Source organism: Photobacterium sp. GB-1, from assembly GCF_003026165.1.
Classification (GTDB): Bacteria; Pseudomonadota; Gammaproteobacteria; order Enterobacterales; family Vibrionaceae; genus Photobacterium.
Window position 1 is genome coordinate 152,287 of the sequence record NZ_PYOB01000005.1, and the last position, 25,630, is coordinate 177,916.

Genomic DNA, 25,630 nt, shown 5'->3' on the forward strand with positions numbered 1-25,630 from the left:
TTAGGTTTGTGGAAAAATAATGAGTGATATTCAAGCTGTAAATAACTCTCCAAGTGATGAGATTGATTTAGTTGAGTTAGTCAAAACGCTTTGGCAAGGTAAAGTGACGATAGCTGTATGTTCAGTCGTTTTCACAGCCTGTGCTATTGTTTATGCATTCACGGCTCAGCAGTGGTGGACATCGAAAGCTGTTATAACAGCAGGGCAGTATCAAAATACTGCTAATATTCGGAGTCAAATAACAAATCTCTATGCTGTTATTAATAATCCTGCAAAAATCAATGGAATTTTGAGTAGTGATGCTTTATTAAGTGATTACATTACAGAGTTTAATGCCTTTGATAATAAAAAAGCGTTTATTGAAAATAATGAGATTATGAAGCAATATGCTGATGAAGCAAAGCTTACTGATGAAAACAAAGCACAGTTTATCACTCGCTGGGCAAAAAGAATTTCAGCATCACAACCCGATAAAAAAAATCAACCAGATTTTTATCAACTGAGCTTTGAGGCGACGTCTTCAACATTAGCACACGATCTTTTAGTTGCGTACTCAGATGCTATCTCAAATAAAGTTCGTAATGATTTAATTGATGAACTTGATGCTAAAATTTCATATCACCAACAAATTTTACAAGCTAACAAAATATCGTTAGAGGCTAATGCTAAACAACAGCTAGCAAATGAATTAATCAAAACAAATTATGCTTTAGATATGGCTAAATCAGCTGATGTAACTAAACCATTAGCCGATATGAACAATAATGGTGAGTTATTCCAAATCGATCTTGGAACAGAAGCTCTAACTGAAAAAAGTAAGGTTCTTAAAAAAATTACAGATCTTAGTGTGTTCCAGCCTCAGCTTGGAATTATTCAAACTAAATTAGAGTTACTCTCTAAAATTAAAATGGATCATAATCTAGCCTTAAAAAGTGTTCGCTATTTGCAAAATATTGATTATCCAATCAGTCGTGATAAGCCAAAGCGCCCACTCATTGCAGTATTAGGTTTCTTACTTGGTATGATGCTCGGTGTTGCAATTGTTTTATTAAAGAGCGCGTTTAATAAAAACGCTAAATAAAATAATTTAACGTAGAATAAAATTAGAAAATAAATGAAAGGCTAAGTACTATATTACTTGGCCTTTTTGTTTACTTTCGATTATTGAATATAATTAAACGGAGTTAACCATGTTCAACAAAATCCTCGCGGTATGTGTTGGCAATATTTGTCGCTCTCCTTCGGGTGAACGTCTTTTGCAGAAAAAGTTGCCAGCGAAACATATCGCCTCTGCGGGTATTGCAACTCAAAAAAGTGGGTTAGTTGGTAAGAGTGCTGATGCGATGGCATGTGAGGTGATGGAGCAATATGGTGTGGATTTATCCGATCATAAAGCGCAGCAATTAACGCCTGAGTTATGTCATGAATATGATCTGATTTTAGTGATGGAAAAAGGCCATATTGAAGCTGTAACCAATATAGCTCCTGAAGCTCGAGGTAAAACTATGTTGTTTGGACAATGGATTGGTCAACGTGATATTCCTGATCCATACCGTCAAAGTTGTGAAGCGTTTGAGCATTCATTAATGTTAGTGGAGCAAGCCTCACAAGCCTGGGTGGCTAAACTTTAATCTTCCGTTTATAAATATGGTTTATTTATTGAGTCAGTAGTGCGTTATTTGCGTGTTACAAGATTGTTTATCGTTGATTTCGTGAGCCTGATCCGATTCTAGTTGTTAATATTTCTATCATGGTAATGGCTCTGTCATTATCAAAAATTGGACGAAATATAAACACAAGGAATGTTCGTGGATATTATTCACCATGGAGCAAAAACTGGCGTAACAGGATCGTGCCATGAGTTAGTGATTGGTAATAGCAGCCTATTAATTGATTGTGGTCTGTTTCAGGGTGCTGAAAGTAAGAATAATAAGTTTGATATTGAATTCGATGTTAAACGTATTGAAGCGCTCTTGATCACTCATAGCCATATTGATCATATTGGTCGTATACCATGGTTACTTGCCGCTGGTTTTACCGGTCCAATTTATGCGACAGAAGCAACGGCAGCATTATTGCCATTAATGCTTGAAGATGGTTTAAAAATCCAATTAGGTTTTAACTCTCAGCAATGTAAGCAGTTTACACAACTTATTCAGCAAAAAATACGTCCTGTCCCTTATGATTGTTGGGCGAAAGTCGTTTTATTAAATGGAGATAGTGTCTCTGTTCGCTTTCGTCAAGCTGGTCATATTTTAGGTTCTGCCTATATCGAAGTAGAGCTTCCTGATCAAAATATTGTAGTATTTAGTGGCGATCTCGGCCCTTGCAATACACCGCTATTAACCGATCCAGTTTCCCCTGACAAAGCTGATGTACTTGTAATTGAAAGTACTTATGGTGATAAAGCCCTACATGATACCCAGCAACGTGAAGCTCATTTGCGGAAAATTATAGAACATTCATTACAAGATGGCGGAGCAATTTTAATTCCAGCTTTCAGCGTGGGTCGTACACAAGAGCTATTGTTTGATATCGAGAATATATTAGCTGATGTGTTAACAGGTTCGAGTCATGATAATACCTATCGTCGTTGGAAATCATTACCAGTGATCTTAGATTCACCATTAGCCTTGAAGGTGACGGAGCAATATCGCCATTTTCAAGAGTTATGGTCAAAAGAAGCAAAAGATCGACGTTATATGGGGCGTCACCCTCTTTCTTTTGAACAGTGTATTACGATAGAAACACATCAAGATCATATCGAGTTAGTTAATCGTTTAAAGCACTCAGGGGAGCCTGCGATTATCGTTGCCGCAAGTGGAATGTGTGCAGGCGGACGGATTGTTAATTACTTAGAAGCGTTATTGCCAGATTCCAGAACGGATGTCATTTTTGCTGGATATCAAGCAGAAGGAACACTGGGACGTGCGTTATGTAATGGCGATGAAGTGGTTGAAATACATAATCAAGCGATAGATGTTGGAGCTAATATTTATCAAATGTCTGGCTATTCGGCTCATGCTGCACAAGATGATTTAGTCAAGTTTGTTGCTGGGATCAATGAGGGTCCTACAGTGATCCGTGTTGTTCATGGTGATGTTGTTGCGCAAACACAACTGGCAAAATGTTTACAAGACTGTAAGCCCGAAGCCCATATCATTATTGCTGCTCATGAATAGCAATATGATTCAATAGTATTTCTAATGTCTTTATTTTGAGAGTGATTACGCTGTTTGCTCTCAATATAATAAGATGCTTTGTATTGAATAAAATTAATGGTTTAAATTTCATTTCAATTATAAATAAGAGCTGAATCTGAAAAATATCTAAAATTTAGTCTTTACGCTTTTTATTTATCCCTTCTTATCAATATTCAAACTAAGGTAGTCATTACTCTATATTGGCTTATTGTTATCTTAGCTGTTGTTCTTTTTTATTGTGAAGCTAAAAGCATTAGCCGCTAGTTATAATGATAAATAAGGACATTTATGAAAGCGATTTTACCTCTTACGATAGCCGCTCTATTAAGCTCTTCAGCAGTTGCCGCTGATTCTCCTGTTGTTGCGGGTTACTTTGCCGACTGGCAATACAATAATGAAGCTAATCCTTATACTGTTAAAGATATTCCTGCAGATAAGCTTACTCATGTTATTTATGCTTTTTTAAGCATGTGTGGTCCACATCAAGGTGCGAGTGATGCGGTACAGAAACAAATTGAAGCTGCATGTCAGGGTAAAGAGCCTTTTAGTGCGGTGATAGTTGATCAAGTATCAGCATTACAGAAAGATTTTGGGCCGACGAAAGCTAAGGTTGCTTATAAAGGACATTTTGCTCAGCTTAAAGATTTAAAAAATGAAAAGCCGGAATTAAAAATATTGCCTTCTTTTGGTGGTTGGACAATGTCTGAACCTTTCCATGCAATGGCAAAAGATAAAGCATCGATTGAGCACTTTTCAAAATCAGCTGTTGAACTTATTGCTCAGTATGATTTTTTCGATGGTATTGATTTAGATTGGGAGTACCCAGGTGGTGGCGGTTTAACAACCTCTCCTTGGAATCCTGATACTAAATTATCGGATGAGCAGAAAGCATCAGAAAAAGAAGCGTATACCCATTTAGTTAAAACACTACGTGCAGAGTTAGATAACTTAGAGAAAAAAACAGGGCGTGAATATGAGCTTTCTACTGCTGTTGGTGTAGGAAGTAAAGCAGAGTCAATTGATTGGGCTGCTGTTGCTCCGCACTTAACTAATATGTTTGCGATGACTTATGATTATTTAGGTGGATGGGGGACACAAACAGGGCATTTAACTAATCTTCATGCAACGGATAATGGTTGGTGGGGAATGGGCACCGATGTCTTTGTGAATAAAATGATTTCTCTGGGGATCCCTGCTGATAAATTAGTTGTTGGTGCGGCATTTTATGGTAGAGGCTGGGAAGGAACCAAAGGATTTGATGGCAAAGCCATTCCGAAAGAGCTTTCTTCTACGCAAGGTGCAAGTTTTGGTACGTCAGCACAAGAGCCTGGTTACTTTATGTATTGGGACTTAAAACGTAACTATACAAAAGCACAAGGCTATATCTCAGGTTATGACGAGAAAGCTGAGGCACCTTACTTGTGGAATGAAGAGAAACAAGTCTTTATTAGTTATGATGATTCACGCTCGGTAAAAGCCAAAGCTGATTGGGTGAAGAAAAACAAGCTTGCAGGTCTTTTTGTATGGGATTTATCTGGCGATGAAAATAATGAACTAATGAATGTTATGTCGGCAGAATTGAAGTAACGGTAAAATAAAGAAAGCGCAATAAGTTATCCGCTAGTAATTAGAGGATAGTCATTGCGCTTTTTTATTAATTTATAGTGCCTGAATTGCTTTGCCTTTAAGTAGCTTTCTAACCCACATGCGACCTGGGTGGAGCGCTTCAAGTACGTCAAGTGGTAGTGGTAGTGGGTCACCACAAATTTGCGATGCTAAGAGTTCACCGAGTAATGGTGCTGAGCTTAATCCACGAGAGCCTAAACCAACAATAGCAAAAAGATTGCTATAGATTGGGGCAGCTTTCGCTGACGTTTGATTATCTCTAAGATCATCGTATTGCTGTAATAAATCATCATAACGACAAACATTACCCACATACGGTAAGTGATCTCGTACTGCACAACGAATACCAACACGTGCTCTGTTGTGAACATCAAAGCCATCGATATCAATTTGTTTAGGCCACTCAACATTAGGTAAGCAGTTTACTAACCGTTGCTTGTTATCTTGTTGGTCGTTTTCATTAAAATTAAGATCAATATTACGACGATCGTAACTTGCTCCAATGCAGTGGCTTTGGGTTTCTGGGTTTATTGGAGTGAGATAGCCGTCATAACAAAGCACCGTTTTTAGCTCGCCCAGTGATGGGTTGGTCGGCACGTGGCTGACTTGCCCGCGTACAGAAGAAGCAGGGATCTGCTGGGTTTGAGGATATTGATTAAAGCGGTGACCATTAGCCAAAATAACTGTGCTATGCCGCGTTTCACTACCATCTGTAAAAGTCAGTTGCCATTGAGTTTTGTTAACTTGTTCTAGCTGACATAATTCTTTTTGTGTTTGTAGCGTCAGTTTCCCTTCATTAACGGCATGTTCAATTAACGCTGTGGTTAACTCTTTAGGTGATAGCCATCCGCCAAGTGGGTAATGAACACTTTCAAAACCGGTTTCAATACCCGTGATTTGTTTGGTTTGTTCCTTATCGAGATGATGAACAAGTTCAGATGCAAAACCACCATTGATGATATTTGCGAGTTTATGGCTTGATTTATCATCCCACGCCAGTTGAGTTACGCCACACCAGTTATGACTAAAATCGCTGTGAATTGCGGCTTGCTCTATAAGTTGTCGTGCATAGATAAAAGCGCTAGAGAAAAAACGGGATAACTTATCATTATTGCCATTCAATAGCGGGTAGACAGCGCCTTGTCGGTTGCCTGATGCACCTTCAGCAAGTTCATTGTCAGCGCAATATAATGTGACATTTTGACCTCGACGAAGCAAAGACAGTGCGGTAGTTGCAGATGCGATACCACCACCAATAATCGCAATATTTGCGTTTGGCTCTGTCTGTGCTTCACGATTATACCAAGGCATAATATTCGTTTTATGCTGACGTTCAACAACGTGACCTACGATCATGTCACGTTTAGTACCAAAGCCCTTGGTTTTGCGCATATCAAAACCGGCTTCTATTAACCCTCGACGAACAAAGCCCGCAGCGGTAAAGGTTGCTACGCTACAATCTTTACGTGCCATTTTAACCATGCCGTTAAATAAGTTTTGATTCCACATTTCAGGGTTTTTGCTAGGGGCAAAACCATCAAGGAACCATGCATCGACGATACCCTCATCGCCAACCCATACTTGAGGCATACAATCTTTAATATCACCAAACCAGAGGTCTAAGGTGATCATGCCATCTTCTAATACGATACGATGACAGTCTGCAATAGCGGGTGGGTAATGGGCATGAAGTTGCTCTGCAAACTCAGCAAGTTCAGGCCATGCTTGATGGGCTTTAATCAAATCTTGCTGAGTTACCGGGAATTTTTCAAAGCTGATAAAATGTAGCTCAGTGGTTGTGGCATCAGGGTGTTGAGAGCGGTAATCTTTAAATGCTTTCCATACGGCTAAAAAGTTTAATCCGGTACCAAATCCTGTTTCTGCAATAACAAAACGACGTCGATCGCCGTCAATCCAGCGCTCAGGTAAGCCATTTTGCTTAATGAAAACATAGCGCGTTTCTTCTAATCCATTAACGTTGGAGAAGTAGACATCATCAAAGTTATTTGAGACGGGGGTTCCCACATCATTCCAATCAAGAACAGCATTTTCAATTTGTAAGGGGGATTTTTCTTGTTGTGAAGAAGACAAAAGGGAAACCTCTTTTATAACGGACAAACGATTATGAAAAACTTGGTTTAAATATCACCACTTTTAGGCGTAATATAGAAAGAAATGGCAATTTTGAACCGATTGTACCCGAATATCAGGAAAGCTGACCACTTTTTACCACTAAAGCCGTTATAGTCGATAGCTCTGTTATCTCGGTATAACAAACGCCAAACCGCTTTAAGATATGATGTTCCGTTAAGACGGTAAAATTGCTGTTATGAACGTGCATCTTAAAGCCGTTTGGGAGAAAATCCACCGTAGAGATAGTTCACGGTTAGGCTATATCCAATTAATTTTAGTAGGAAGTCATCATGAAACGAGCCGTAATTACAGGCATGGGCATTGTATCTAGTATTGGTAACAACGTTGCAGAAGTACTAGAGTCATTGAAAACAGGCAAGTCAGGCATTAATTTTTCTGAGCAGTTTGCTGAAATGAAACTACGTTCAAATGTTTGGGGTGATTTGAAAATTAACCCAGCAGAACATATTGATCGTAAAAAAATGCGTTTCATGGGTGACGCTGCCGCTTTTGCTTACCTATCAATGGAACAAGCGGTTGCCGATTCAGGCTTAGCTGAAGATCAAGTTTCTAATGAGCGTACTGGTCTTGTGGCAGGTTCAGGTGGCGCGTCTTCGCATAATCAATACATTGCAGTTGATACGCTACGTGAAAAAGGCGTGAAACGTGTGGGTCCTTACATGGTACCCCGTACAATGTCTTCAACGGTTTCTGCGTGTTTAGCTACACCGTTTAAGATCCGTGGTGTTAACTACACCATGAGCTCTGCATGTGCAACATCTGCACACTGTATTGGTCACGCATTAGAGCTAATTCAACTGGGCAAACAAGACATTGTTTTTGCCGGTGGTGGTGAAGAGCTCGATTGGTCATTAACGATGATGTTTGACGCAATGGGCGCACTATCAACCAAATATAATGATGATCCATCAAAAGCATCACGTACTTATGATGCTGATCGCGATGGTTTCGTGATTTCTGGTGGTGGCGGTATGGTTGTGGTTGAAGAGCTAGAACACGCACTAGCACGTGGCGCAAAAATCTACGGTGAGATCGTCGGTTATGGCGCAACATCTGATGGTTACGATATGGTTGCACCTTCAGGTGAAGGCGCAGTTCGTTGTATGAAGATGGCGATGCAAGATCTAGATGCGCCTGTTGATTACATCAATACTCACGGTACATCAACGCCTGTTGGTGATGTGAAAGAGTTAGGTGCAATCCAAGAGCTATTTGGCGAAAACAGCCCTGCAATTTCTGCAACAAAAGCCATGACGGGTCACGCATTGGGTGCGGCGGGTGTGCACGAAGCGATTTATTCAACATTGATGTTAGAGCACGGTTTTGTTGCACCAAGCATCAATATTGATAACCTAGACGAAGCAGCACAAGGTCTTGATATTGTGACTGAGAAGCGTGATGTTGAACTGAAGACTGTTATGTCTAACAGCTTTGGTTTTGGTGGTACTAACGCAACACTAGTGATTAAGAAATACGAAGCGTAATCGTATTTAATTACTCACCGTTTATATTAAGAAAGAGCCATAAGTGATTATGGCTCTTTTTTTATTCACTCTTTTTCAATAATACAGTGAGATAGTTGTTAGTTATTGCTGCTTTTGTTTTTTTAACATGTTTTCAGTTACACTAAAGTCAGTAGGCAAGGGTTGAATTACAGTTACTTGCACATTTATTCATTGAGGTTAGGTAATGAAAATTACTGTGGTGGGAACCGGCTATGTCGGTCTGTCTAATGCGGTGCTGTTATCTCAGCATAATGAGGTTGTTGCACTCGATATTATTGAAGAGAAAGTTGCGTTAATTAATCAAGGTCTCTCTCCAATTGTTGATACGGAAATTGAAGCGTTTTTACAGCATAAAGTATTGAACCTTGTAGCAACAACGGATGCATCACATGCTTATGATGGCGCTGAATTTGTCATTATAGCGACCCCAACTGATTATGATCCGATCACAAATTACTTTAATACCAGCTCAGTAGAAGCCGTTATTAAAGATGTGATCGAGAAAAATCCATCAGCGACCATGGTGATTAAATCAACCGTGCCTGTTGGATATACAGAAAGTATTAAAAAACAGTTCGGCATTACAAATATTATGTTCTCGCCAGAGTTTTTACGTGAAGGTCGTGCACTGTACGATAATTTACATCCTTCTCGTATTATTGTCGGTGAACGTTCAGAGCGAGCTGAGATCTTTGCAGGACTATTAAAACAAGGTGCTGAAAAGCAAGACATTGCCGTTTTATTTACAGATTCTACAGAAGCAGAAGCGGTAAAATTATTTTCCAATACTTACCTTGCGATGCGTGTGGCTTATTTTAATGAACTTGATAGCTATGCGGAAGCATTAGGCTTGGATAGTCGTCAGATTATCGAAGGCGTAGGTTTAGACCCTCGCATTGGCAATCATTATAATAATCCATCCTTTGGTTATGGTGGTTACTGCTTGCCGAAAGATACTAAGCAATTACGCGCGAATTACCGTGACGTGCCGAATAACATTATTGGTGCGATTGTGGATGCGAATACCACACGTAAAGACTTTATTGCAGATTCAATTATTGCCAAACAGCCTAAAGTGGTTGGGGTTTATCGCTTAATAATGAAATCGGGGTCAGATAATTTCCGTGCATCCAGTATTCAAGGCATCATGAAACGTATAAAAGCCAAAGGTATTGAAGTGGTGGTGTTTGAACCCGTACTGGAAGAAGATGAATTCTTTAATTCGAAAGTCATCAAAGATCTTGAAGCATTTAAAGCGATGTCTGATGTGATTGTTTCTAATCGTATGGCGGTTGAACTTCAAGATGTACAAGAAAAAGTATATACCCGAGATTTATTCGGGGCTGATTAAGTAAAGCAGGGAAGCCGAAATGAAAATCCTTATTGATGAAAATATGCCGTATGCGTTGGCGTTGTTTAGTGAGCTTGGTGAGGTCATCGCCAAACCAGGTCGAAATTTAACGGCTGATGATTTGGTAGGGATTGATGCCCTGATGATCCGCTCGGTGACGAAAGTTAATAACAGTCTGTTAGAAAAAGCCGATAAGTTAAAATTTGTGGGAACTGCAACAGCAGGACAAGATCATGTTGATCAACCGCTATTAGCTGAGCGTGGTATTACTTTCACAGCAGCACCAGGCTGTAACAAAGTGGGTGTTGCTGAGTACGTACTGAGTAGCTTAATGGTATTAGGCCAGCAACAAGGCTTTTCTATTTTTGATCGCACTGTTGGGATCATTGGTGCTGGTAATGTTGGCTCATATTTGGCGAAATGTTTAGATGCATTAGGTATTCGTTATCTGCTTAACGATCCATTAAAGCAAGCGCAAGGCGATGCGCGTCAATTTGATTCAGTTGAAACGCTACTTGCTGAGTGTGATGTCATCACAACCCATACCCCGTTAACTCGCGATGTCGAGTTTCCAACTCATCACTTAGTCAACGACGCTTTTCTAAATGCATTAAAACCCAATGCTATTTTAATTAATGCGGCACGTGGTCCTATTGTTGATAATAGTGCTTTAAAAGCGGCCTTAGTGGCTTCTCATAATGGTACAGGGAAGGCACTTACAGCAGTACTTGATGTGTTTGAGCAAGAGCCATTGGTGGATTTAGAGCTACTACCGTATTTAGCTTTTGCGACACCGCATGTAGCTGGATACGGGCTTGAAGGTAAAGCGCGTGGAACAACCATGGTTTTCAACCGCTTTTGTGAGTTTCTAGGTGTTGATAAGCAGGTAGATGCGAGTGAACTATTGCCTGTTGCGCCAATTCCTCAAGTTGAATTAAGTCGTCAATGGGACGAGGCAAGTTTATTTAGCCTTACCCAATTGGTGTATGATGTACGTAAAGATGACGGTATGTTCCGTCGTCAAATGCAGCTAGCTGGTGACGATAACAGCAAAATGGCCACTGCTTTTGATATGATGCGAAAAAACTACTGGGATCGCCGTGAATATAGTGCAATTACAGTAGCAGGCAAGGCCGATTTTGAGGTAGAGTCGCTGGCTAAATTAGGTTTTACAGTAGTAGAGGTCACTCAATGAGTCAGGAATATGATATCGCAATACTAGGCGCAACAGGTGCTGTCGGCGAAGCTATGGTCGAGGTGCTAGAAGAGCGTAATTTTCCTGTTCGCAATCTTTACTTGCTGGCAAGTGATCGTAGCTCTGGCAAAGTGTTACGTTTTAAAGGTAAATCAATCCGTGTGAAGAACGTGGAAGATTTCGATTGGGGCCAAGTTCAAATTGCTTTGTTTTCAGCAGGCGCTGAAGCATCACGTCATTGGGCGCCTATTGCCACAGATTTTGGTGTAGTGGTGATCGATAACACATCTGAATTCCGTTATGAGTATGATGTTCCGTTAGTGATCCCTGAAGTAAACCCTGAAGCGATTGCTGATTACCGCAACCGTAATATTATTGCAAATCCCAATTGCTCTACGATTCAAATGTTAGTTGCTCTTAAGCCAATTCAAGATGCTTATGGTATTGATCGTATTAATGTTGCGACTTATCAATCGGTATCTGGCTCTGGTCGTAAGGGAATTGATGAGCTTGCCGGTCAAACAGCAAAATTGCTAAATGGTTTGCCAGCTGAAAACAGTGCTTATGACAAGCAAATTGCATTTAACTGCATACCTCATATCGATGAGTTTATGGATAACGGTTACACCAAAGAAGAAATGAAAATGGTGTGGGAAACACAAAAAATTCTTGGCGACTCAAGTATTCGTGTTAACCCAACTTGTGTGCGTGTTTCTGCTTTCTTTGGTCATGCAGAAGCGGTACATGTTGAAACGCATCAACCTGTTGTCATCGAAGATGCAATTAATCTACTTGAAAATACTGATGGTATTGAAGTCTTCCATGGTACTGATTACCCAACACAGGTAACAGATTCAGTAGGTAAAGATCACGTGATGGTAGGTCGTATCCGTGAAGATATAAGCCACCCATGTGGTCTGAATATGTGGGTTGTAGCTGATAACGTTCGTAAAGGTGCGGCAACAAATAGTATCCAGATTGCTGAAAAGCTAATTGAAGAATATTTGTAAAAGAAATAAAAAAAGGAGCAAGAGATTGCTCCTTTCTCATTTCCATGATCTTGCTGGTAAAACCCTAAGTAGTCACTTGACATACATCGTCAGCTAGCAAAAATTAGCCATAACAACCTTAAGATTTTCTTTATGTTGTCGTTATATGTGTAGTTTGTAGAACATATAAGCAACTCGTATTGTTTCGAAATGCGTTCATTGAATTAACGTTTTCGGCTTATTTATCTCTGCCAGAGAGGAACGCAGGCAGTGTCTGATATCCCTAAGATAGTAAAGCGCTTTATTGTACCGGTAGCTTTCGTTACCATTTCTTCTTATTTGCCTGTGGTGAATGCGAATACTGTTCGGATTATTGGCCCGTCGAATGAGGATGGATCCTATTCGCAAGCGAGCCGAGGTATTGATACACCTGATCTGCGTTCAATTTCGCAGTCTAACACCGCACCACTTTCTACTCGTCGTTATGGCCCTACAGGTGAAAAAGAAACCTTGTGGTCAATCGCATCTCGAAATCGTCCTAATGCTTCAGTATCTGTATACCAAGTTATCGGTGCTATTTATCACGTTAATCCACAAGCATTTGAAAACAGCAATATTCATGGATTGATCCCTGGTAGTACCTTGGTTATGCCAACATTAAGCCAGGTTAAGAACGAGAAAGAGAGCTTGATCCGTCGTCAATTAGAAGCGGATAAAAGACGTGCACCCTATATTAAAGCAAAGCCAGCTAGCCAAAAACGTGTTGTAAAATTAAAGCCCAAGCCTGAAGAACTACAAAAAATACAAGCAGAGCAAGCAGCGAAAAAAGACGTAAAAAGCACACAGCCCGCAGAGCCAGTTGTAAAGCCTGTGGCGGTAGTTGATGAAACGGCTAACTCAACAACAAATGTTCCAGCAAAAACAATAGAGAAAGCGGTAGCGGTAGCAACAACTGCTGCTGTGATTAGTGCAGCGACACCAGCTGAATCAACCGCGATTATTTCTGAAACGCCTAAAACTGAAAACGTTGAAGTTGCTGATGTTGATGTTGATAATGTAGAAAATACGGCTATTCCTGCCAAGCCTGAATTATCAGAACAGCAAAAAGCGATGACAGATGAGCAAATGACAAAGCTGGTGGAAAGTAACCACATGCTTCGTTTACGCTTAGCGGAAATGCAACAAGAAGTTGATGCATTAAAAGATCAAGTTAAAGATAGCGATGATGTACGCCAAGAACTGCTGACTTTCTTAGAGCAACAAAAACAACTGCAAAATGCGCCACAACCTGTGACACCACCTACTTCAACCTGGTTTGATTCACTGGCTAATAACCCTTGGGCATTAGCTGCTGCTGGTATTATTCCTGGCGGTTTACTTGCTGCATTGTTGGCATTCTTCTTATTGCGTCGTAAAGAAGAAGAGCAAGATGAGGTGAAATCATTAAATGCTCCAGAGGCTTCAGCTGCTGAAACGGCACCTGTTGTCATCCCTCCTATTGATGGTGATGAGCAAGCTCTTGATACTTCAGATGACCTAGATGACCTGTTTGCGGATGATGATCTATTCAATGAGCCTGACTTTACGTTAGATATTGATGATAAGAATGATCCGTCAACTAAAAATGAGAAAGAAGAGGTAAAAGAGTCTGTTACTGAATTTAGCGATGACGCTGATACGAAGACTGAATCAGCAGTTGTTAATGATATTGAATTTGATGAAGCTTTTGAAAATAACTTAAGTAGTAGTATTTCAGTTAAAGGTGATGATGCTATTGGTTTAGAAGACATGGAGCGTGCTCTTGATGAAATGGATAATGAGAGCGAGCCAAGTTCAGATGAAGCCTTAGCGTTAATGTGGGAGAAATCTCTCAATGAATCAGCGAAAAATGAAGATTCTGAAAATAGTCTCGATGATTTTGATTTATCTCAGGATGACTTTGATCTTAGTGATAATGACGATGTTAAGCCATTGCCAGCAGATAACGAAAATGAAGAGTTAGATAACGGCTTGTTAGAGCAATCATTATTAGATGAAATTTTGCAACAAGCAGAAGAGCAAAGCCAAGACCACGTTACGTCTGAAATTAATGATGAGTCAAAAGATGTTGAAGTTAAAGCCTCTGAGAATATTGACCAAGATGAATTGGATGCATTATTTGGTAGCTTTGGTGCTGATTTACCTGAATTAGATCAAACTGTTTCAGATGAACTGACGGATGAAACACAAGATGATGAACGTGTTTTTGAAGAAGGTAGTACTGCATTACTTGATGAGTTAGTAGAAGATGATGAATTAAGTAGTGATATTGAACTTGAAGAAGACAGTACCGCATTACTTGATGAGTTGATCTTAGATGAGGATGAACCGGAACAGTCTGATTCAACGATAGAAGTGGCTGAAGACAGTACAGCATTGCTTGATGAGTTGATCTTAGATGAGGATGAACCGGAACAATCTGATTCAACGATAGAAGTGGCTGAAGATAGTACTGAACTGCTTGATGAATTATTGAAAGACAATGACGCTGAAAGTGAAACCTCATCACCACAAGATGATATTGCTATCGATGAATCCAGTACTGAATTGTTAGATGAAATTTTATCTGAGCAGTTAGCAGCAGTCGATGAACAAGATGCTCCTAATAATGAGAATCAACATCTTGATGAAATTATCGAATCGCCATCATTCGCTTCTGATCTAGAGCAGAAATCACAGGATGTTATTAATCCTGAAAGTGATGTTGAAAAATATGCTCAACAGGAAAAAGACATATCTCTTACTGATGAAAGCAATGCTGATACTTTAGAGCCTGATATATTAGGGTCTGAAGCTGTAACTGAATTGCCGAGTGAAGAAGCACCGAATGATGTTTTCACGTCTGAATTTGCGAGTGACACTCGCGATACGCCATCGAAAGAAGTCCTTGAGTCACAAAATACTGAAGAGCTGCAAACCTTATCGCCAAGTAGTGAACAGAAATTCGATGAGATCTTAGATGATGTTTTAGACGAAGACTTTTATCGTCAATCGCTAGACAGTGATGTTAAGCCATTAACCGTTTCAGATCTTGAACGTGAACTAGATGAGCAAGATGCATTAGCGAGTCATGTTGCAGCAGAGCAACATGAACCGCTGAATGTAGACGATCTTCCTTCTTTTGATGAAGAGGATGCATTAAAAGCATTTGCTGATGATGTGTATGAATCACCACAAGAAGATGCTGTTCATCAAGACGTATTATCACTCGATGATTTACCTGAATTTGATGAACAAGCGGCATTGGATGATCCTGATGCTGAGCCTTTTGACGAAACAGAACTTAATAACGACATTGATGAGCAAATCGCACTTGATAATGTTATTCGTCAATTGCAGCAAGCCGCGGAAGCTGCAGATAAGTATTCACCTAAATCTGAATTATCTCCTGAAAATACAGTAGATTTTGTTGCTGAAACCGCTCCTGAATTACCTGATGAGTCATCGTTACCAGCATCAACGGTTGCTAGTGAAAATGAAGTATCGCCATTTGATACCGCTCAAAGGGATGTTTATCCTTTTGAAAAACTCGATCCAACGACCATTCCAGAGTTTGATGAAGGTGAAGCGCTGCAAGCCTCATTGGATGAACAACATGAGCTTGAGCAATATGAAATTGAACAAGGTTTACGTTTACCCAATGAAGAGCCTATTGAGGTAACAGAGAAGCCAGTTGTATTAGATCAGTTGGATCAAACCATGGTTGATTCTGCAGGTCTTGATATGGATGCATTACTGTTTGATGATTCATTAAATGATAATGCAGGTAATGCAGGTAATGCAGATAATGAAGGCCCATCTCAGTCAATACAGCCACAAGAGGTTAGTGACAACACGACTGATGTTGAGACTGAACCATTATTAATGGATGAATTACCCAAACAGCAAGTGGAGCGCTCTGGGCTGGGTTTAGAAGACGGTGAACGTGATGGATTATTAACGCAAACAGAAGATGAGTTAGAAGCAGATTATACTTTTGACGATGAGCTGTCTGATGATGATGCTAAAGTATGGCAAACCTCGGTATCTGAGCCTGAGTTAGCTCAAGAAGATTGGACACAACAACCGCATTTGGTAAAAGACGACGTGAAGTCTGTTTCGTTAGAGTCTGACTTCTCATTACATACCAATGATCTGGAAAGCGTAGCAACCAGTGAGTTACTGGCTGAACAATCTATAGCTGAAAAACCATCTTATATTAGTATTGATGAATTAATGAAAGATGACCCATCGCATCAGCAAGTTGATCCCGATACCAATCCTTTAAATTTAGAGGTAGGGCTTGACGAGTACCCTGATATGTTAGCCAGTATTGGTGACTATGATGTTGATACTAATGGTGAGTATGCAAGTAAACTTGATTTGGCTAAAGCTTATTTAGAAATGAATGATAGCGAAGGTGCTGTTGGTTTATTAGAGGATATTGCGAAAAATGCTGAACAAGATCTTCAAGCAGAAGCCAAAAGATTGCTTTTGAAGTTGTAACATCACTCTTGTTTAAGATAGAACAAGCACGGTAGAGATAATTCTATCGTGCTTTTTTTATTTTTACTTGCTGCATTATGTTATCCCTATCGCGCTATTCTTTCCCTTATCTTGTGAATTACTTATAATTCGGAACAGTTTCGTAAATTACGTGTTAGTGGTTTACATAGGTTTGATTAATCGAAGTTGAATAAATTATGCGAATAGCTTTAGGTGTAGAGTACGATGGTGCTAAGTATTATGGCTGGCAACGCCAACGTGATGTAGATAGCGTACAAGAGCGTTTGGAAAAAGCTCTCTCTAAAGTCGCCAATCAACCAGTAGAAGTCTTCTGTGCTGGACGAACTGATGCTGGCGTTCATGGCACGGGGCAGGTTGTTCACTTCGATATTAATATTGATCGCAAAATGGTGGCGTGGACGATGGGTGCTAATGCTCATCTTCCTAAAGATATTGCGGTACGTTGGGCGACAGAAGTGAATGAGGATTTTCATGCTCGTTTTACTGCGACAGCACGCCGTTACCGCTACATCATTTTTAATAACGCCTTACGTCCCGCTATTTTAGGTAATGGTGTTAGCCATTATCACGGCCATCTTGATGAGAAAAAAATGCATGAGGCTGGTCAGTACTTACTGGGTGAAAATGATTTTACGTCGTTCCGCGCGGTTCACTGTCAATCTCGAAGCCCATGGCGTAATTTAATGCACCTGAATGTCACTCGCCAAGGCGACTTTGTGATCATTGATATCAAAGCGAATGCGTTTGTTCACCATATGGTACGTAACATCACAGGTAGCTTAATTAAAGTCGGCAAAGGTGAAGAAAAACCAGAGTGGATTGAGTGGCTACTTGCGCAAAAAAATCGCACATTAGCAGGAGCAACAGCCAAAGCTGAAGGCTTGTATTTGGTTGATGTTGATTACCCGAAAGAGCACAATTTACCGCGTGTACCATTAGGTCCGTTATTCTTAGCTGATTGAGTTACAAGGGTTAGCTTGATAAGGTAGTACCAGTTTTTTATCTACAGATTAGTAAGATTGTGTTTTAATCTCTGATCGTTATCCAATGAATTTGTATCTTCGGCCATTGACGGCGGAAGCATTAAAGAATAAAGGTCATTCATGAGCTGGCTTGAAAAGATTCTAACTAAAAGCAACATTGTCTCTTCACGAAAAGTGTCGATTCCTGAGGGCGTTTGGACGAAATGTACCTCTTGTGATCAAGTACTGTACCATGCAGATCTTGAGCGCAATCTAGAGGTGTGCCCTAAGTGTGATCATCACATGCGTATGAAAGCACGTCGTCGTCTTGAAACTTTCTTAGACGCTGATACGCAAGTTGAGATTGCCGCAGAGCTAGAGCCGCAAGATAAGCTTAAATTCCGCGATTCTAAAAAGTACAAAGATCGTTTGTATAGCGCGCAAAAAGCCACGGGTGAAAAAGATGCATTAATCGCAATGAAAGGGGAAGTCTTAGGTCTACCTATTGTTGCATGTGCTTTTGAATTCTCTTTTATGGGCGGTTCAATGGGCTCTGTCGTTGGTGCTAAATTTGTACGAGCAGTGGATGCGGCAATTGAAAATAACTGCCCATTGATCTGCTTCTCTGCAAGTGGCGGTGCACGTATGCAAGAAGCACTGATGTCACTGATGCAAATGGCGAAAACCAGTGCGGCGTTAGAGCGTTTATCAGCGAAAGGCTTACCTTTCTTCTCTGTGTTAACCGATCCAACTATGGGTGGGGTATCAGCATCCCTTGCAATGCTTGGTGACATCAATATTGGTGAACCCAAAGCACTGATCGGTTTTGCAGGTCAACGTGTTATTGAGCAAACCGTACGTGAGAAGCTACCAGAAGGCTTCCAACGTAGTGAGTTCCTCCTTGAACATGGTGCGATTGATATGATTGTTGATCGCCGTGAAATGCGTCAGCGTGTTGCAGGTCTTGTTGCCAAAATGACCAACCAAGCATCACCGTTAGTTGTTTCTGTCGATAGTAAGCCAGAGTCTGTTGAGGCTACTGTCCAAGCTGAAGATTCAGAAAACACCTAATTGATTATATTGATTGATGAATATAGAAGCCGTTTAGCTAATCGCTAGGCGGTTTTTTTTTGAGTATGTAATAGCGCTATTGCCATTAACGTGGCGTTTAATCGAATTTATATCGTCATAGGTTTAAGTTATTTAAGATTCGATGGTAAATTATGGCTCAAGTAATTTATAAACAAGTGAATGATTTCTCATGTCAGGATTGACTGCACCACAAGCGACAGCCTCGCTTTCAACATGGCTGAAATATCTTGAGCAATTACATACCAGTGCAATCGATCTTGGATTAGATCGCGTTAAAGCTGTGGGTGAAAAAGCAAATCTTCTTAAACCTGCGCCTTGTGTTATTACTGTTGCGGGTACTAATGGTAAAGGTTCAACCTGTGCCATGCTAGAAGCTATCTTAATTGAAGCAGGTTATAAGGTTGGTGTTTATAGCTCTCCTCACCTTGTACGTTATAACGAACGTGTTCGTATCAATAATAAAGAGCTTGACGACGGTGAACATAGCAAAGCATTTGCAAGCGTTGAAGCGGCGCGGGGTGATATAAGTTTAAGCTTATTTGAATTTGGTACGCTTGCTGCGTTAACACTATTTAAAACACATCAAGTGGATGTTGTTGTATTGGAAGTTGGCCTTGGTGGGCGATTAGATGCCACTAATATTGTTGATCATGATGTTAGCGTGATCACCAGTCTTGCAATCGATCATGTCGATTGGCTTGGTGATAATATAGACGTAATTGGTTATGAAAAAGCAGGTATTTTTCGCTCAGGTAAACCGGCTATTTGCGGCCAACCTCATCCGCCAGCTACGGTTCCTGCTCACGCGGATGATATTGGCGCAGAATTACATCAAGTTGGTTATCAATTTGATTATCAAGTAGCCGATGACCATTGGAACTGGCAGTGTGGTGCATTTGATTTATCTCACTTGCCACTACCTAATTTACCGCTCCCTAATGCAGCCACAGCATTAATGGCTTTAGGAACGGCAGAGATTGATATCTCGGAAGAGAATATTATTCAAGGTTTAAGTAAAGCTCAATTACCAGGACGTATGCAGCGTGTGAGTGATGATCCATTGATCATTATGGATGTCGCACATAATCCCCATTCAGCCGAATATTTCGCTCAGCAATTAAACCGAATTAAACAAAAAGAAGGTAAGAAGCATATTCATGCTGTCGTTGCGATGCTTCACGATAAAGATATCGCGTCGACTATCGCAATGATGAAAGATGTAGTAGATCATTGGTATCCCGCTTCTTTAACGGGCCCAAGAGCGGCGACTGCCGATGAAATATTGCAGTATTTACCACCAGATTGTATGGGTTTTGATAAGCCAGAGGCTGCATTTGACCAAGCGCTAACACAAGCTAACCGAGATGATATGGTAATCGTCTTTGGCTCGTTTTACACTGTCGGGCAAATAACGAGTCATTTACGTTAATGAGTGAAAAACACTTTTATTATAAAGTGGTTAAATAGTATAGGAGTCCATGTGGCTAGCCAATTTCAAAATCGACTGATTGGTACCATTATTTTGGTAACCGTTGGCGTGATTTTTCTTCCTGATCTTTTTGATGGGCAAAAACAGCACTATAAAGAGCAGTTCGAAAGCATTCCGTTACAGCCTAAAATGGGTGATCAAAAGGAGTTTACTCAAATACCTAACCCTGAAACGGTAAATTCGGAGCTACCTAAAGATCCTGTCACAGTAACAGTGGATAATGGTAAAGATACGGTTTCAACATCATCAGGTGATAATAATGAAACCTATACCGTTGAAGAAGACAAAGCACCTCAACCTGAACAGCCTGTTGTGCCCGTTGAGCAACCAAAAACTGTCGTAACACCCCAACCTGTTGTAAAGCCAGAGCCTGCAGTTGTGTCTGAGCAAGGATTAAAAAATAGTGGCTGGATGATCCAATTAGGTACGTTTGGTAATTTTAAGAATGCCAGCGCACTAGTGGCGAAGCTGCGATTAAATGGTTACCAGGCACATTTATTACCTAAAGATGCGCAACCGGGTCAGTATGTAAAAGTTGTTGTGGGACCCGATCTTTCAAAAGATAAGCTTTTGGCTAAGATTGATGACTTGAAAAAATTAACCGGGTTAAGTGGTAAATTGTATCAATTTAGCCCAATAAAACCTTAAGTAAACGTTTGCGTCTTCATTTTTTCTGTTAGAATACGCATCAACAAGACGAAATACACATGATGATCTGGATTGATTATGTAATTTTAGCCGTGATTGGCTTTTCCGCTTTGGTAAGTTTAATCCGTGGTTTTGTTAAAGAAGCACTTTCATTAGTTATCTGGTTTACTGCGTTTTTTGTGGCGAGTAATTTCTACCCACAGCTTGCGGTTTACTTTACAAACTTTCATGATGAAATGCTTCGCAACGGTAGCGCTATTGCCGTTTTATTTATCGCAACGCTGATTGTTGGCGCGGTAGTTAACTATGTTATTGGTCAGTTAGTACAGAAAACAGGGTTATCTGGTACTGATAGAGTTTTGGGCGTAGTTTTTGGTGGGGTTCGCGGCGTGTTAATTGTTGCGGCAGTATTGTTCTTTCTCGATGCCTTTACAGGGTTTGCAAGTGCTGATTGGTGGAAACAGTCAAAACTCATCCCACAGTTTGGCGTTGTCATTGAATGGTTTTTTTCCTATATCAAACACAGTTCAAGCTTCTTACCTAACATGAAATAGCGCCAAATTAATAGCAGTTACCAAATTTATTCGATTTGGTAACTGTATTTTTATGCACGACGAGGATTTTGGAAATGTGTGGTATTGTTGGAATCGTGGGCTCAACCCCGGTAAACCAGTCTATCTATGATGCACTTACTGTGCTGCAACATCGCGGCCAAGATGCTGCGGGTATTTGTACCTTAGAAAGCAATCGTTTCCGTCTGCGTAAAGCGAATGGTTTAGTGCGTGATGTCTTTGAAGCTAAACACATGCAACGCTTACAAGGTAATGTAGGTATCGGACACGTGCGTTATCCAACTGCGGGTAGCTCTAGTGCATCAGAAGCCCAACCGTTTTATGTTAATTCTCCTTACGGTATTTCACTGGCTCATAATGGTAATTTAACCAACGCAGCAGATATTCGTGAGACCTTATTTGAGCAAGCTAAACGTCATGTCAATACAACCTCAGATTCTGAGATTTTACTGAATATTCTGGCAAATCAACTTGAGCATTGTCCAAGTTATCCTATTAGCCCTGAGGAAATTTTTAAAGCAATCAGTGAAGTTCACCGAATTGTAAAAGGTGCGTATGCGGTTGTTGCTATGGTTATCGGTCATGGCTTAATTGCATTTCGTGATCCAAATGGTATTCGCCCTTTATGTATTGGTAAGCGTGAAGAACAAGGTAAAGCCGAATACATGGTAGCTTCAGAATCAGTGGCACTTGATGCGGTTGGTTTTGATTTTGTCCGTGATATTGCGCCTGGTGAAGCCGTTTACATCACTTTTGATGGGCAATTATTTACTCAGCAATGTGCCGATAATCCACAGTTAAATCCATGTGTATTTGAGTTTGTTTATTTTGCTCGTCCTGATTCATTTATTGATAAAGTCTCTGTTTATGGCGCGCGTTTAGCGATGGGCACCAAGCTGGGTGAAAAGATTAAACGAGAATGGGCAGATATTGATATCGATGTTGTTATTCCTATTCCAGAAACTTCTTGTGACAGTGCGCTAGAAATTGCACGTACGTTAGATAAACCTTATCGCCAAGGCTTTGTTAAAAACCGTTATGTGGGCCGTACGTTTATCATGCCAGGACAACAAATGCGTCGTAAGTCTGTGCGTCGTAAACTTAACGCTATTCGCTCTGAATTTAAAGATAAAAATGTATTGTTAGTCGATGACTCTATTGTTCGTGGTACCACATCAGAGCAGATCATCGAAATGGCAAGAGAAGCAGGAGCGAAGAAAGTTTACTTAGCATCAGCAGCTCCTGAAATTCGCTTCCCTAATGTCTATGGTATTGATATGCCAAGCGCTAATGAGTTAATTGCTCATGGTCGCGAAGTGGAAGAAATTTCAAATATTATTGGCGCTGATGGTTTGATTTTCCAAGATTTACAAGATTTGGTTGATGCCGTTGCCGAAGGTAATCCTGAAATTAAATTATTTGAAACGTCTGTATTTAATGGTAATTACGTTACCGGTGATGTGAACCAAAAGTACTTAGAGTATTTAGATTCACTACGCAGTGATGATTCGAAGAAGCAGCGTGAAATTCAGCAGGATTTAGCTAATTTAGAGTTACATAACGAAGGTATTTAAACCTTATATGTGAGCCAATATAGTAGTGATAAGTCGGAGTGTAAAAACTCCGGCTTTTTTAATGGATAAGCTCTGGCCTCTAACCATGACTCTATAAGATCACTGGCGATGTGAGAATCGCCTGTCCTGCAGTAACAATTGAGCATGCATAAATAAAGCCACGCTCTTTATGGATGCGCATTAATGGGGACGGCAGTATTAAGTAAATATACAGAATAAGTCAGTTCTACAAGACTTGAGATCATGAGAAAACTGAGATGCGGAAAGAGTACGCCATTCTTGGTTTTTGGGGGAGGGCAAGATTTGTAACTGTATGTTTTTTTTATGTGGGTGATTGTTATTAACAGGATAAAAACAAAATGCCATATTAATGGCTAATATGGCATTTTTCTAAAATATTACGTTATTAATAAATGTTTTTAGTGTTTTTCTAAGTCAAAGTAGTGACTTGCAAAATCAATAAATAGACGTAATTTTTCTGGTTGGTAATCACGGTGATTATAAATCAAATATACATCACGTGGGTTTGCTGACCAGTTTTTAAGTACTTGAGTCACCTCACCAGCTGTAATGTATTTTTCCAGCATAACATCAGGCATTAACGTGATCCCTAAGCCTGCACAACACGCTTTACGAACGACGTTAAGTTCGCTTGCTTCAAAGCGACCTCGTTCATTAATCGTAACCGTTTCGCCGTTGTGGTTATTTAGACGCCAGCGTAGTAAAGGATTACCCTTCAGTAAAACATGGTCGTGAAGATCTTGAGCATGTTTAGGCTCTGGGTTTTTCTTTAAATATTCAGGGCTAGCAACAAGAATATCTTTTACTTCATTGATACGACGAGCGATCAGTGTTGAATCTCGTTGAGGACCAATACGGAACATAACATCCCAGTCCGTCGGATCAAGTTGATCTGGCTCATTGCTCATATATAGCTGAATGCTAATTGCTGGATGTTCCAACATAAAGGCATTCAATAAAGGTTGAAGCATTACCTTGGTAATATTGGTTGGTGCGGCAATACGTAGCTTGCCCGCAGCACCTTTACACTCTTCACTAATATGTTCAGTCGTATCAAGTAACTGTTGTAGTAAAGGCGCACAGTCATGATAGAACTTTTGACCGGCTTCAGTAAGTGACAGTTTACGGGCATGACGATTAAGCAGGCGAATATTAAGGCCTTCTTCAAGTGCTTGAATTCGACGTGTCAGTGTCGCAACTGGTACCTGGGTTTTTCTAGATGCAGCGGTATAACTGCCATTTTCCACAACCATGCGGAATAAGTTTAGATCGTCAAGTTTCATAAAAAAGTCATTATTGAACGCTTATGATGAGCAATTGTATAACAAAATGAGTCAAATGCATCTCTTTTTCTTTGTTTTTCCTACTGAAATAGTATTTTTATCATGTTTATTATGGTCAATTTACCAAAATAAAGGGGTACGATAATTTGAAGTGTATTACATAAATGAATTTATTTTTATTAAATGTTCATGAATACATATTTTTTGTGGTGTTTTTTCTATGCTTAATAGAGTCGCAAAAATTAGACAGTCTTTAAGGCCTTTAATTTCAGCTTGTAATGTGCCTTAAACTACTAAGTAGGTATTGGTGGAGGTGGTTTTGCTAGAAGGGAAAGATGTTCTCGTTGTAGAAGACGACCCAGTATTTAGAAATATGATTGTTGGCTTTCTTGAGAGCCAAGGATGCTTGGTGCAAGAGGCTGATAATGGTTTAGAAGGGCTACGTGCATTAAAGGAGCATATTCCTGATCTGTTACTCTGCGATCTCGCTATGCCAGTTATGACAGGTATGGAGTTTGTTGAAGAAGTGTCTATTCAATATCCAATGATACCAATTATTGTTATTTCAGGAACGGGAGCAATGACAGATGTCGCTTTAGCGTTGCGACTTGGTGTTAAGGATTTCTTAATAAAGCCATTAGAAAATATTTTAATGCTGAAATCTTCTATGATATCGGTATTGAAGGGGCAAGACAGTGCGACACATCATCGACAAGATTTTTCTAATCGATGGTTTGATACTACAGAAGATACAGAGCCTGTTGAAGAAGAATTGGAATGGCATATTAAAGATTTGCAAAATAACCCTAAAGCGGCACGTGAGCTATTAGTGGGACTAATGCCTGAAACACAATCGACTTATGGGCGATGGCAGTTAAATTATTGTGTTTTACAATCCATTGATTCCCTTCCAGTTATTCTTGATTATACTTGGCTATTAGATGGTCAATTAGCCTTTTACCTTCTTGATACCAGTAGTGGTGATCATAATGCGACGGCAACTGCGTTATTAATTCGTGCTTTTTTTAATGATTATTTACGTAATCAAGGTAATTGTTTAGAAAGCTTAAGCCACTTAGTCACATTGATTGAAAAAGGGATGAAGCACTCAGGTTATGCGTCACCTATCAAGGCTTTGTTTGGCGTATTTGATTTGTCTGATAGATGTTTGCATATTCTTCCTGCAGGTATTGAAGCACAACTTCGAACAAGTGACGCTTCTTTTGAAGTCGCATCAGGTGAATGGCTTGGACGAGAAGCAAGGCACAATATGTTATCGAAGCTAGCATTGTCTCCATCAGGTGGGCGTTTATCGCTAAGCCAATTGGGGCATGCTAGTTTTAGTGTGAACTTTAAAAACATTAAGATGTAAAAAAGGGCAGTGTTAGCAACACTACCCTTAAATGGATTATTATCAGTAC

General features: G+C 40.1%; 18 protein-coding genes. 16 read left to right on the forward strand and 2 right to left on the reverse strand.

The window, feature by feature from the left end; genetic code table 11:
* Positions 1-19 precede the first annotated feature (19 nt).
* From C9J45_RS07880 to C9J45_RS07895, 4 genes are all read left to right on the forward strand, one after another.
* Positions 20-1,081, forward strand: coding sequence for an LPS O-antigen chain length determinant protein WzzB (locus C9J45_RS07880; protein ID WP_107292389.1), 1,062 nt, complete (start codon positions 20-22; stop codon positions 1,079-1,081).
* 109 nt (positions 1,082-1,190) lie between these two features.
* On the forward strand, positions 1,191-1,631 hold the full coding sequence (locus tag C9J45_RS07885; RefSeq protein ID WP_107260066.1) for a phosphotyrosine protein phosphatase: 441 nt from the start codon (positions 1,191-1,193) through the stop codon (positions 1,629-1,631).
* A gap of 177 nt (positions 1,632-1,808) precedes the next feature.
* On the forward strand, positions 1,809-3,182 hold the full coding sequence (locus C9J45_RS07890) for an MBL fold metallo-hydrolase (protein ID WP_107260070.1): 1,374 nt from the start codon (positions 1,809-1,811) through the stop codon (positions 3,180-3,182).
* 309 nt (positions 3,183-3,491) lie between these two features.
* Positions 3,492-4,790, forward strand: a complete 1,299-nt coding sequence (locus C9J45_RS07895; RefSeq protein ID WP_107292390.1) for a glycoside hydrolase family 18 protein — start codon at positions 3,492-3,494, stop codon at positions 4,788-4,790.
* A 72-nt stretch (positions 4,791-4,862) separates the two neighbouring features.
* Here the strand turns inward: C9J45_RS07895 and mnmC are convergent, their stop codons facing one another.
* Positions 4,863-6,920 (reverse strand): bifunctional tRNA (5-methylaminomethyl-2-thiouridine)(34)-methyltransferase MnmD/FAD-dependent 5-carboxymethylaminomethyl-2-thiouridine(34) oxidoreductase MnmC, encoded by a 2,058-nt coding sequence (mnmC, locus tag C9J45_RS07900; RefSeq protein WP_107292391.1) that lies wholly within the window; start codon positions 6,918-6,920, stop codon positions 4,863-4,865.
* Positions 6,921-7,252: 332 nt separating this feature from the next.
* On the opposite strand from mnmC, the gene fabB reads away from it, so the two are divergent.
* From fabB to purF, 11 genes are all read left to right on the forward strand, one after another.
* Complete coding sequence (fabB, locus tag C9J45_RS07905) at positions 7,253-8,467, forward strand: beta-ketoacyl-ACP synthase I (RefSeq protein WP_107245737.1); 1,215 nt, start codon at positions 7,253-7,255, stop codon at positions 8,465-8,467.
* A gap of 205 nt (positions 8,468-8,672) precedes the next feature.
* Positions 8,673-9,839 (forward strand): nucleotide sugar dehydrogenase, encoded by a 1,167-nt coding sequence (locus C9J45_RS07910; RefSeq protein WP_107206054.1) that lies wholly within the window; start codon positions 8,673-8,675, stop codon positions 9,837-9,839.
* Between the two features lie 19 nt (positions 9,840-9,858).
* On the forward strand, positions 9,859-11,034 hold the full coding sequence (locus C9J45_RS07915) for a 4-phosphoerythronate dehydrogenase (protein ID WP_107292392.1): 1,176 nt from the start codon (positions 9,859-9,861) through the stop codon (positions 11,032-11,034).
* Entirely contained in the window at positions 11,031-12,044 is a 1,014-nt protein-coding gene (locus C9J45_RS07920; protein WP_045127745.1) for an aspartate-semialdehyde dehydrogenase, read from the forward strand. Before C9J45_RS07915 ends, C9J45_RS07920 begins: the two co-directional genes overlap by 4 nt.
* Positions 12,045-12,293: 249 nt before the next feature.
* Positions 12,294-16,547, forward strand: a complete 4,254-nt coding sequence (locus tag C9J45_RS07925) for a FimV/HubP family polar landmark protein (protein WP_107292393.1) — start codon at positions 12,294-12,296, stop codon at positions 16,545-16,547.
* 197 nt (positions 16,548-16,744) lie between these two features.
* The gene (gene truA / locus C9J45_RS07930; RefSeq protein WP_107206058.1) at positions 16,745-17,530 is read left to right on the forward strand and encodes a tRNA pseudouridine(38-40) synthase TruA; all 786 of its coding nucleotides are present in this window, start codon (positions 16,745-16,747) and stop codon (positions 17,528-17,530) included.
* A gap of 141 nt (positions 17,531-17,671) precedes the next feature.
* The gene (accD, locus tag C9J45_RS07935) at positions 17,672-18,601 is read left to right on the forward strand and encodes an acetyl-CoA carboxylase, carboxyltransferase subunit beta (RefSeq protein ID WP_107206059.1); all 930 of its coding nucleotides are present in this window, start codon (positions 17,672-17,674) and stop codon (positions 18,599-18,601) included.
* Between the two features lie 190 nt (positions 18,602-18,791).
* Positions 18,792-20,051, forward strand: a complete 1,260-nt coding sequence (gene folC, locus C9J45_RS07940; RefSeq protein WP_107260083.1) for a bifunctional tetrahydrofolate synthase/dihydrofolate synthase — start codon at positions 18,792-18,794, stop codon at positions 20,049-20,051.
* 51 nt (positions 20,052-20,102) lie between these two features.
* On the forward strand, positions 20,103-20,759 hold the full coding sequence (gene dedD, locus C9J45_RS07945; protein WP_107260085.1) for a cell division protein DedD: 657 nt from the start codon (positions 20,103-20,105) through the stop codon (positions 20,757-20,759).
* 62 nt (positions 20,760-20,821) lie between these two features.
* Positions 20,822-21,313, forward strand: coding sequence for a colicin V production protein (gene cvpA, locus C9J45_RS07950; RefSeq protein WP_006646399.1), 492 nt, complete (start codon positions 20,822-20,824; stop codon positions 21,311-21,313).
* Between the two features lie 74 nt (positions 21,314-21,387).
* Positions 21,388-22,905 (forward strand): amidophosphoribosyltransferase, encoded by a 1,518-nt coding sequence (purF, locus tag C9J45_RS07955; protein WP_107260087.1) that lies wholly within the window; start codon positions 21,388-21,390, stop codon positions 22,903-22,905.
* Positions 22,906-23,324: 419 nt separating this feature from the next.
* On the opposite strand, the gene C9J45_RS07965 is transcribed toward purF, so the two are convergent.
* Positions 23,325-24,209, reverse strand: coding sequence for a LysR family transcriptional regulator (locus C9J45_RS07965; RefSeq protein WP_107206063.1), 885 nt, complete (start codon positions 24,207-24,209; stop codon positions 23,325-23,327).
* A gap of 319 nt (positions 24,210-24,528) precedes the next feature.
* Between C9J45_RS07965 and C9J45_RS07970 the strand changes: the two genes are divergently transcribed.
* Entirely contained in the window at positions 24,529-25,581 is a 1,053-nt protein-coding gene (locus tag C9J45_RS07970; RefSeq protein WP_107206464.1) for a response regulator, read from the forward strand.
* Positions 25,582-25,630 lie beyond the last annotated feature (49 nt).

Coding starts and splice junctions, on each gene's coding strand:
- C9J45_RS07895 (WP_107292390.1), top strand. CDS start 3,492: ATGAAAGCGATTTTACCTCTTACGATAGCCGCTCTATTAAGCTCTTCA.
- folC (WP_107260083.1), top strand. CDS start 18,792: ATGTCAGGATTGACTGCACCACAAGCGACAGCCTCGCTTTCAACATGG.
- truA (WP_107206058.1), top strand. CDS start 16,745: ATGCGAATAGCTTTAGGTGTAGAGTACGATGGTGCTAAGTATTATGGC.
- fabB (WP_107245737.1), top strand. CDS start 7,253: ATGAAACGAGCCGTAATTACAGGCATGGGCATTGTATCTAGTATTGGT.
- C9J45_RS07920 (WP_045127745.1), top strand. CDS start 11,031: ATGAGTCAGGAATATGATATCGCAATACTAGGCGCAACAGGTGCTGTC.
- C9J45_RS07885 (WP_107260066.1), top strand. CDS start 1,191: ATGTTCAACAAAATCCTCGCGGTATGTGTTGGCAATATTTGTCGCTCT.
- purF (WP_107260087.1), top strand. CDS start 21,388: ATGTGTGGTATTGTTGGAATCGTGGGCTCAACCCCGGTAAACCAGTCT.
- C9J45_RS07910 (WP_107206054.1), top strand. CDS start 8,673: ATGAAAATTACTGTGGTGGGAACCGGCTATGTCGGTCTGTCTAATGCG.
- accD (WP_107206059.1), top strand. CDS start 17,672: ATGAGCTGGCTTGAAAAGATTCTAACTAAAAGCAACATTGTCTCTTCA.
- C9J45_RS07880 (WP_107292389.1), top strand. CDS start 20: ATGAGTGATATTCAAGCTGTAAATAACTCTCCAAGTGATGAGATTGAT.
- cvpA (WP_006646399.1), top strand. CDS start 20,822: ATGATCTGGATTGATTATGTAATTTTAGCCGTGATTGGCTTTTCCGCT.
- C9J45_RS07915 (WP_107292392.1), top strand. CDS start 9,859: ATGAAAATCCTTATTGATGAAAATATGCCGTATGCGTTGGCGTTGTTT.
- C9J45_RS07965 (WP_107206063.1), bottom strand. CDS start 24,209: ATGAAACTTGACGATCTAAACTTATTCCGCATGGTTGTGGAAAATGGC.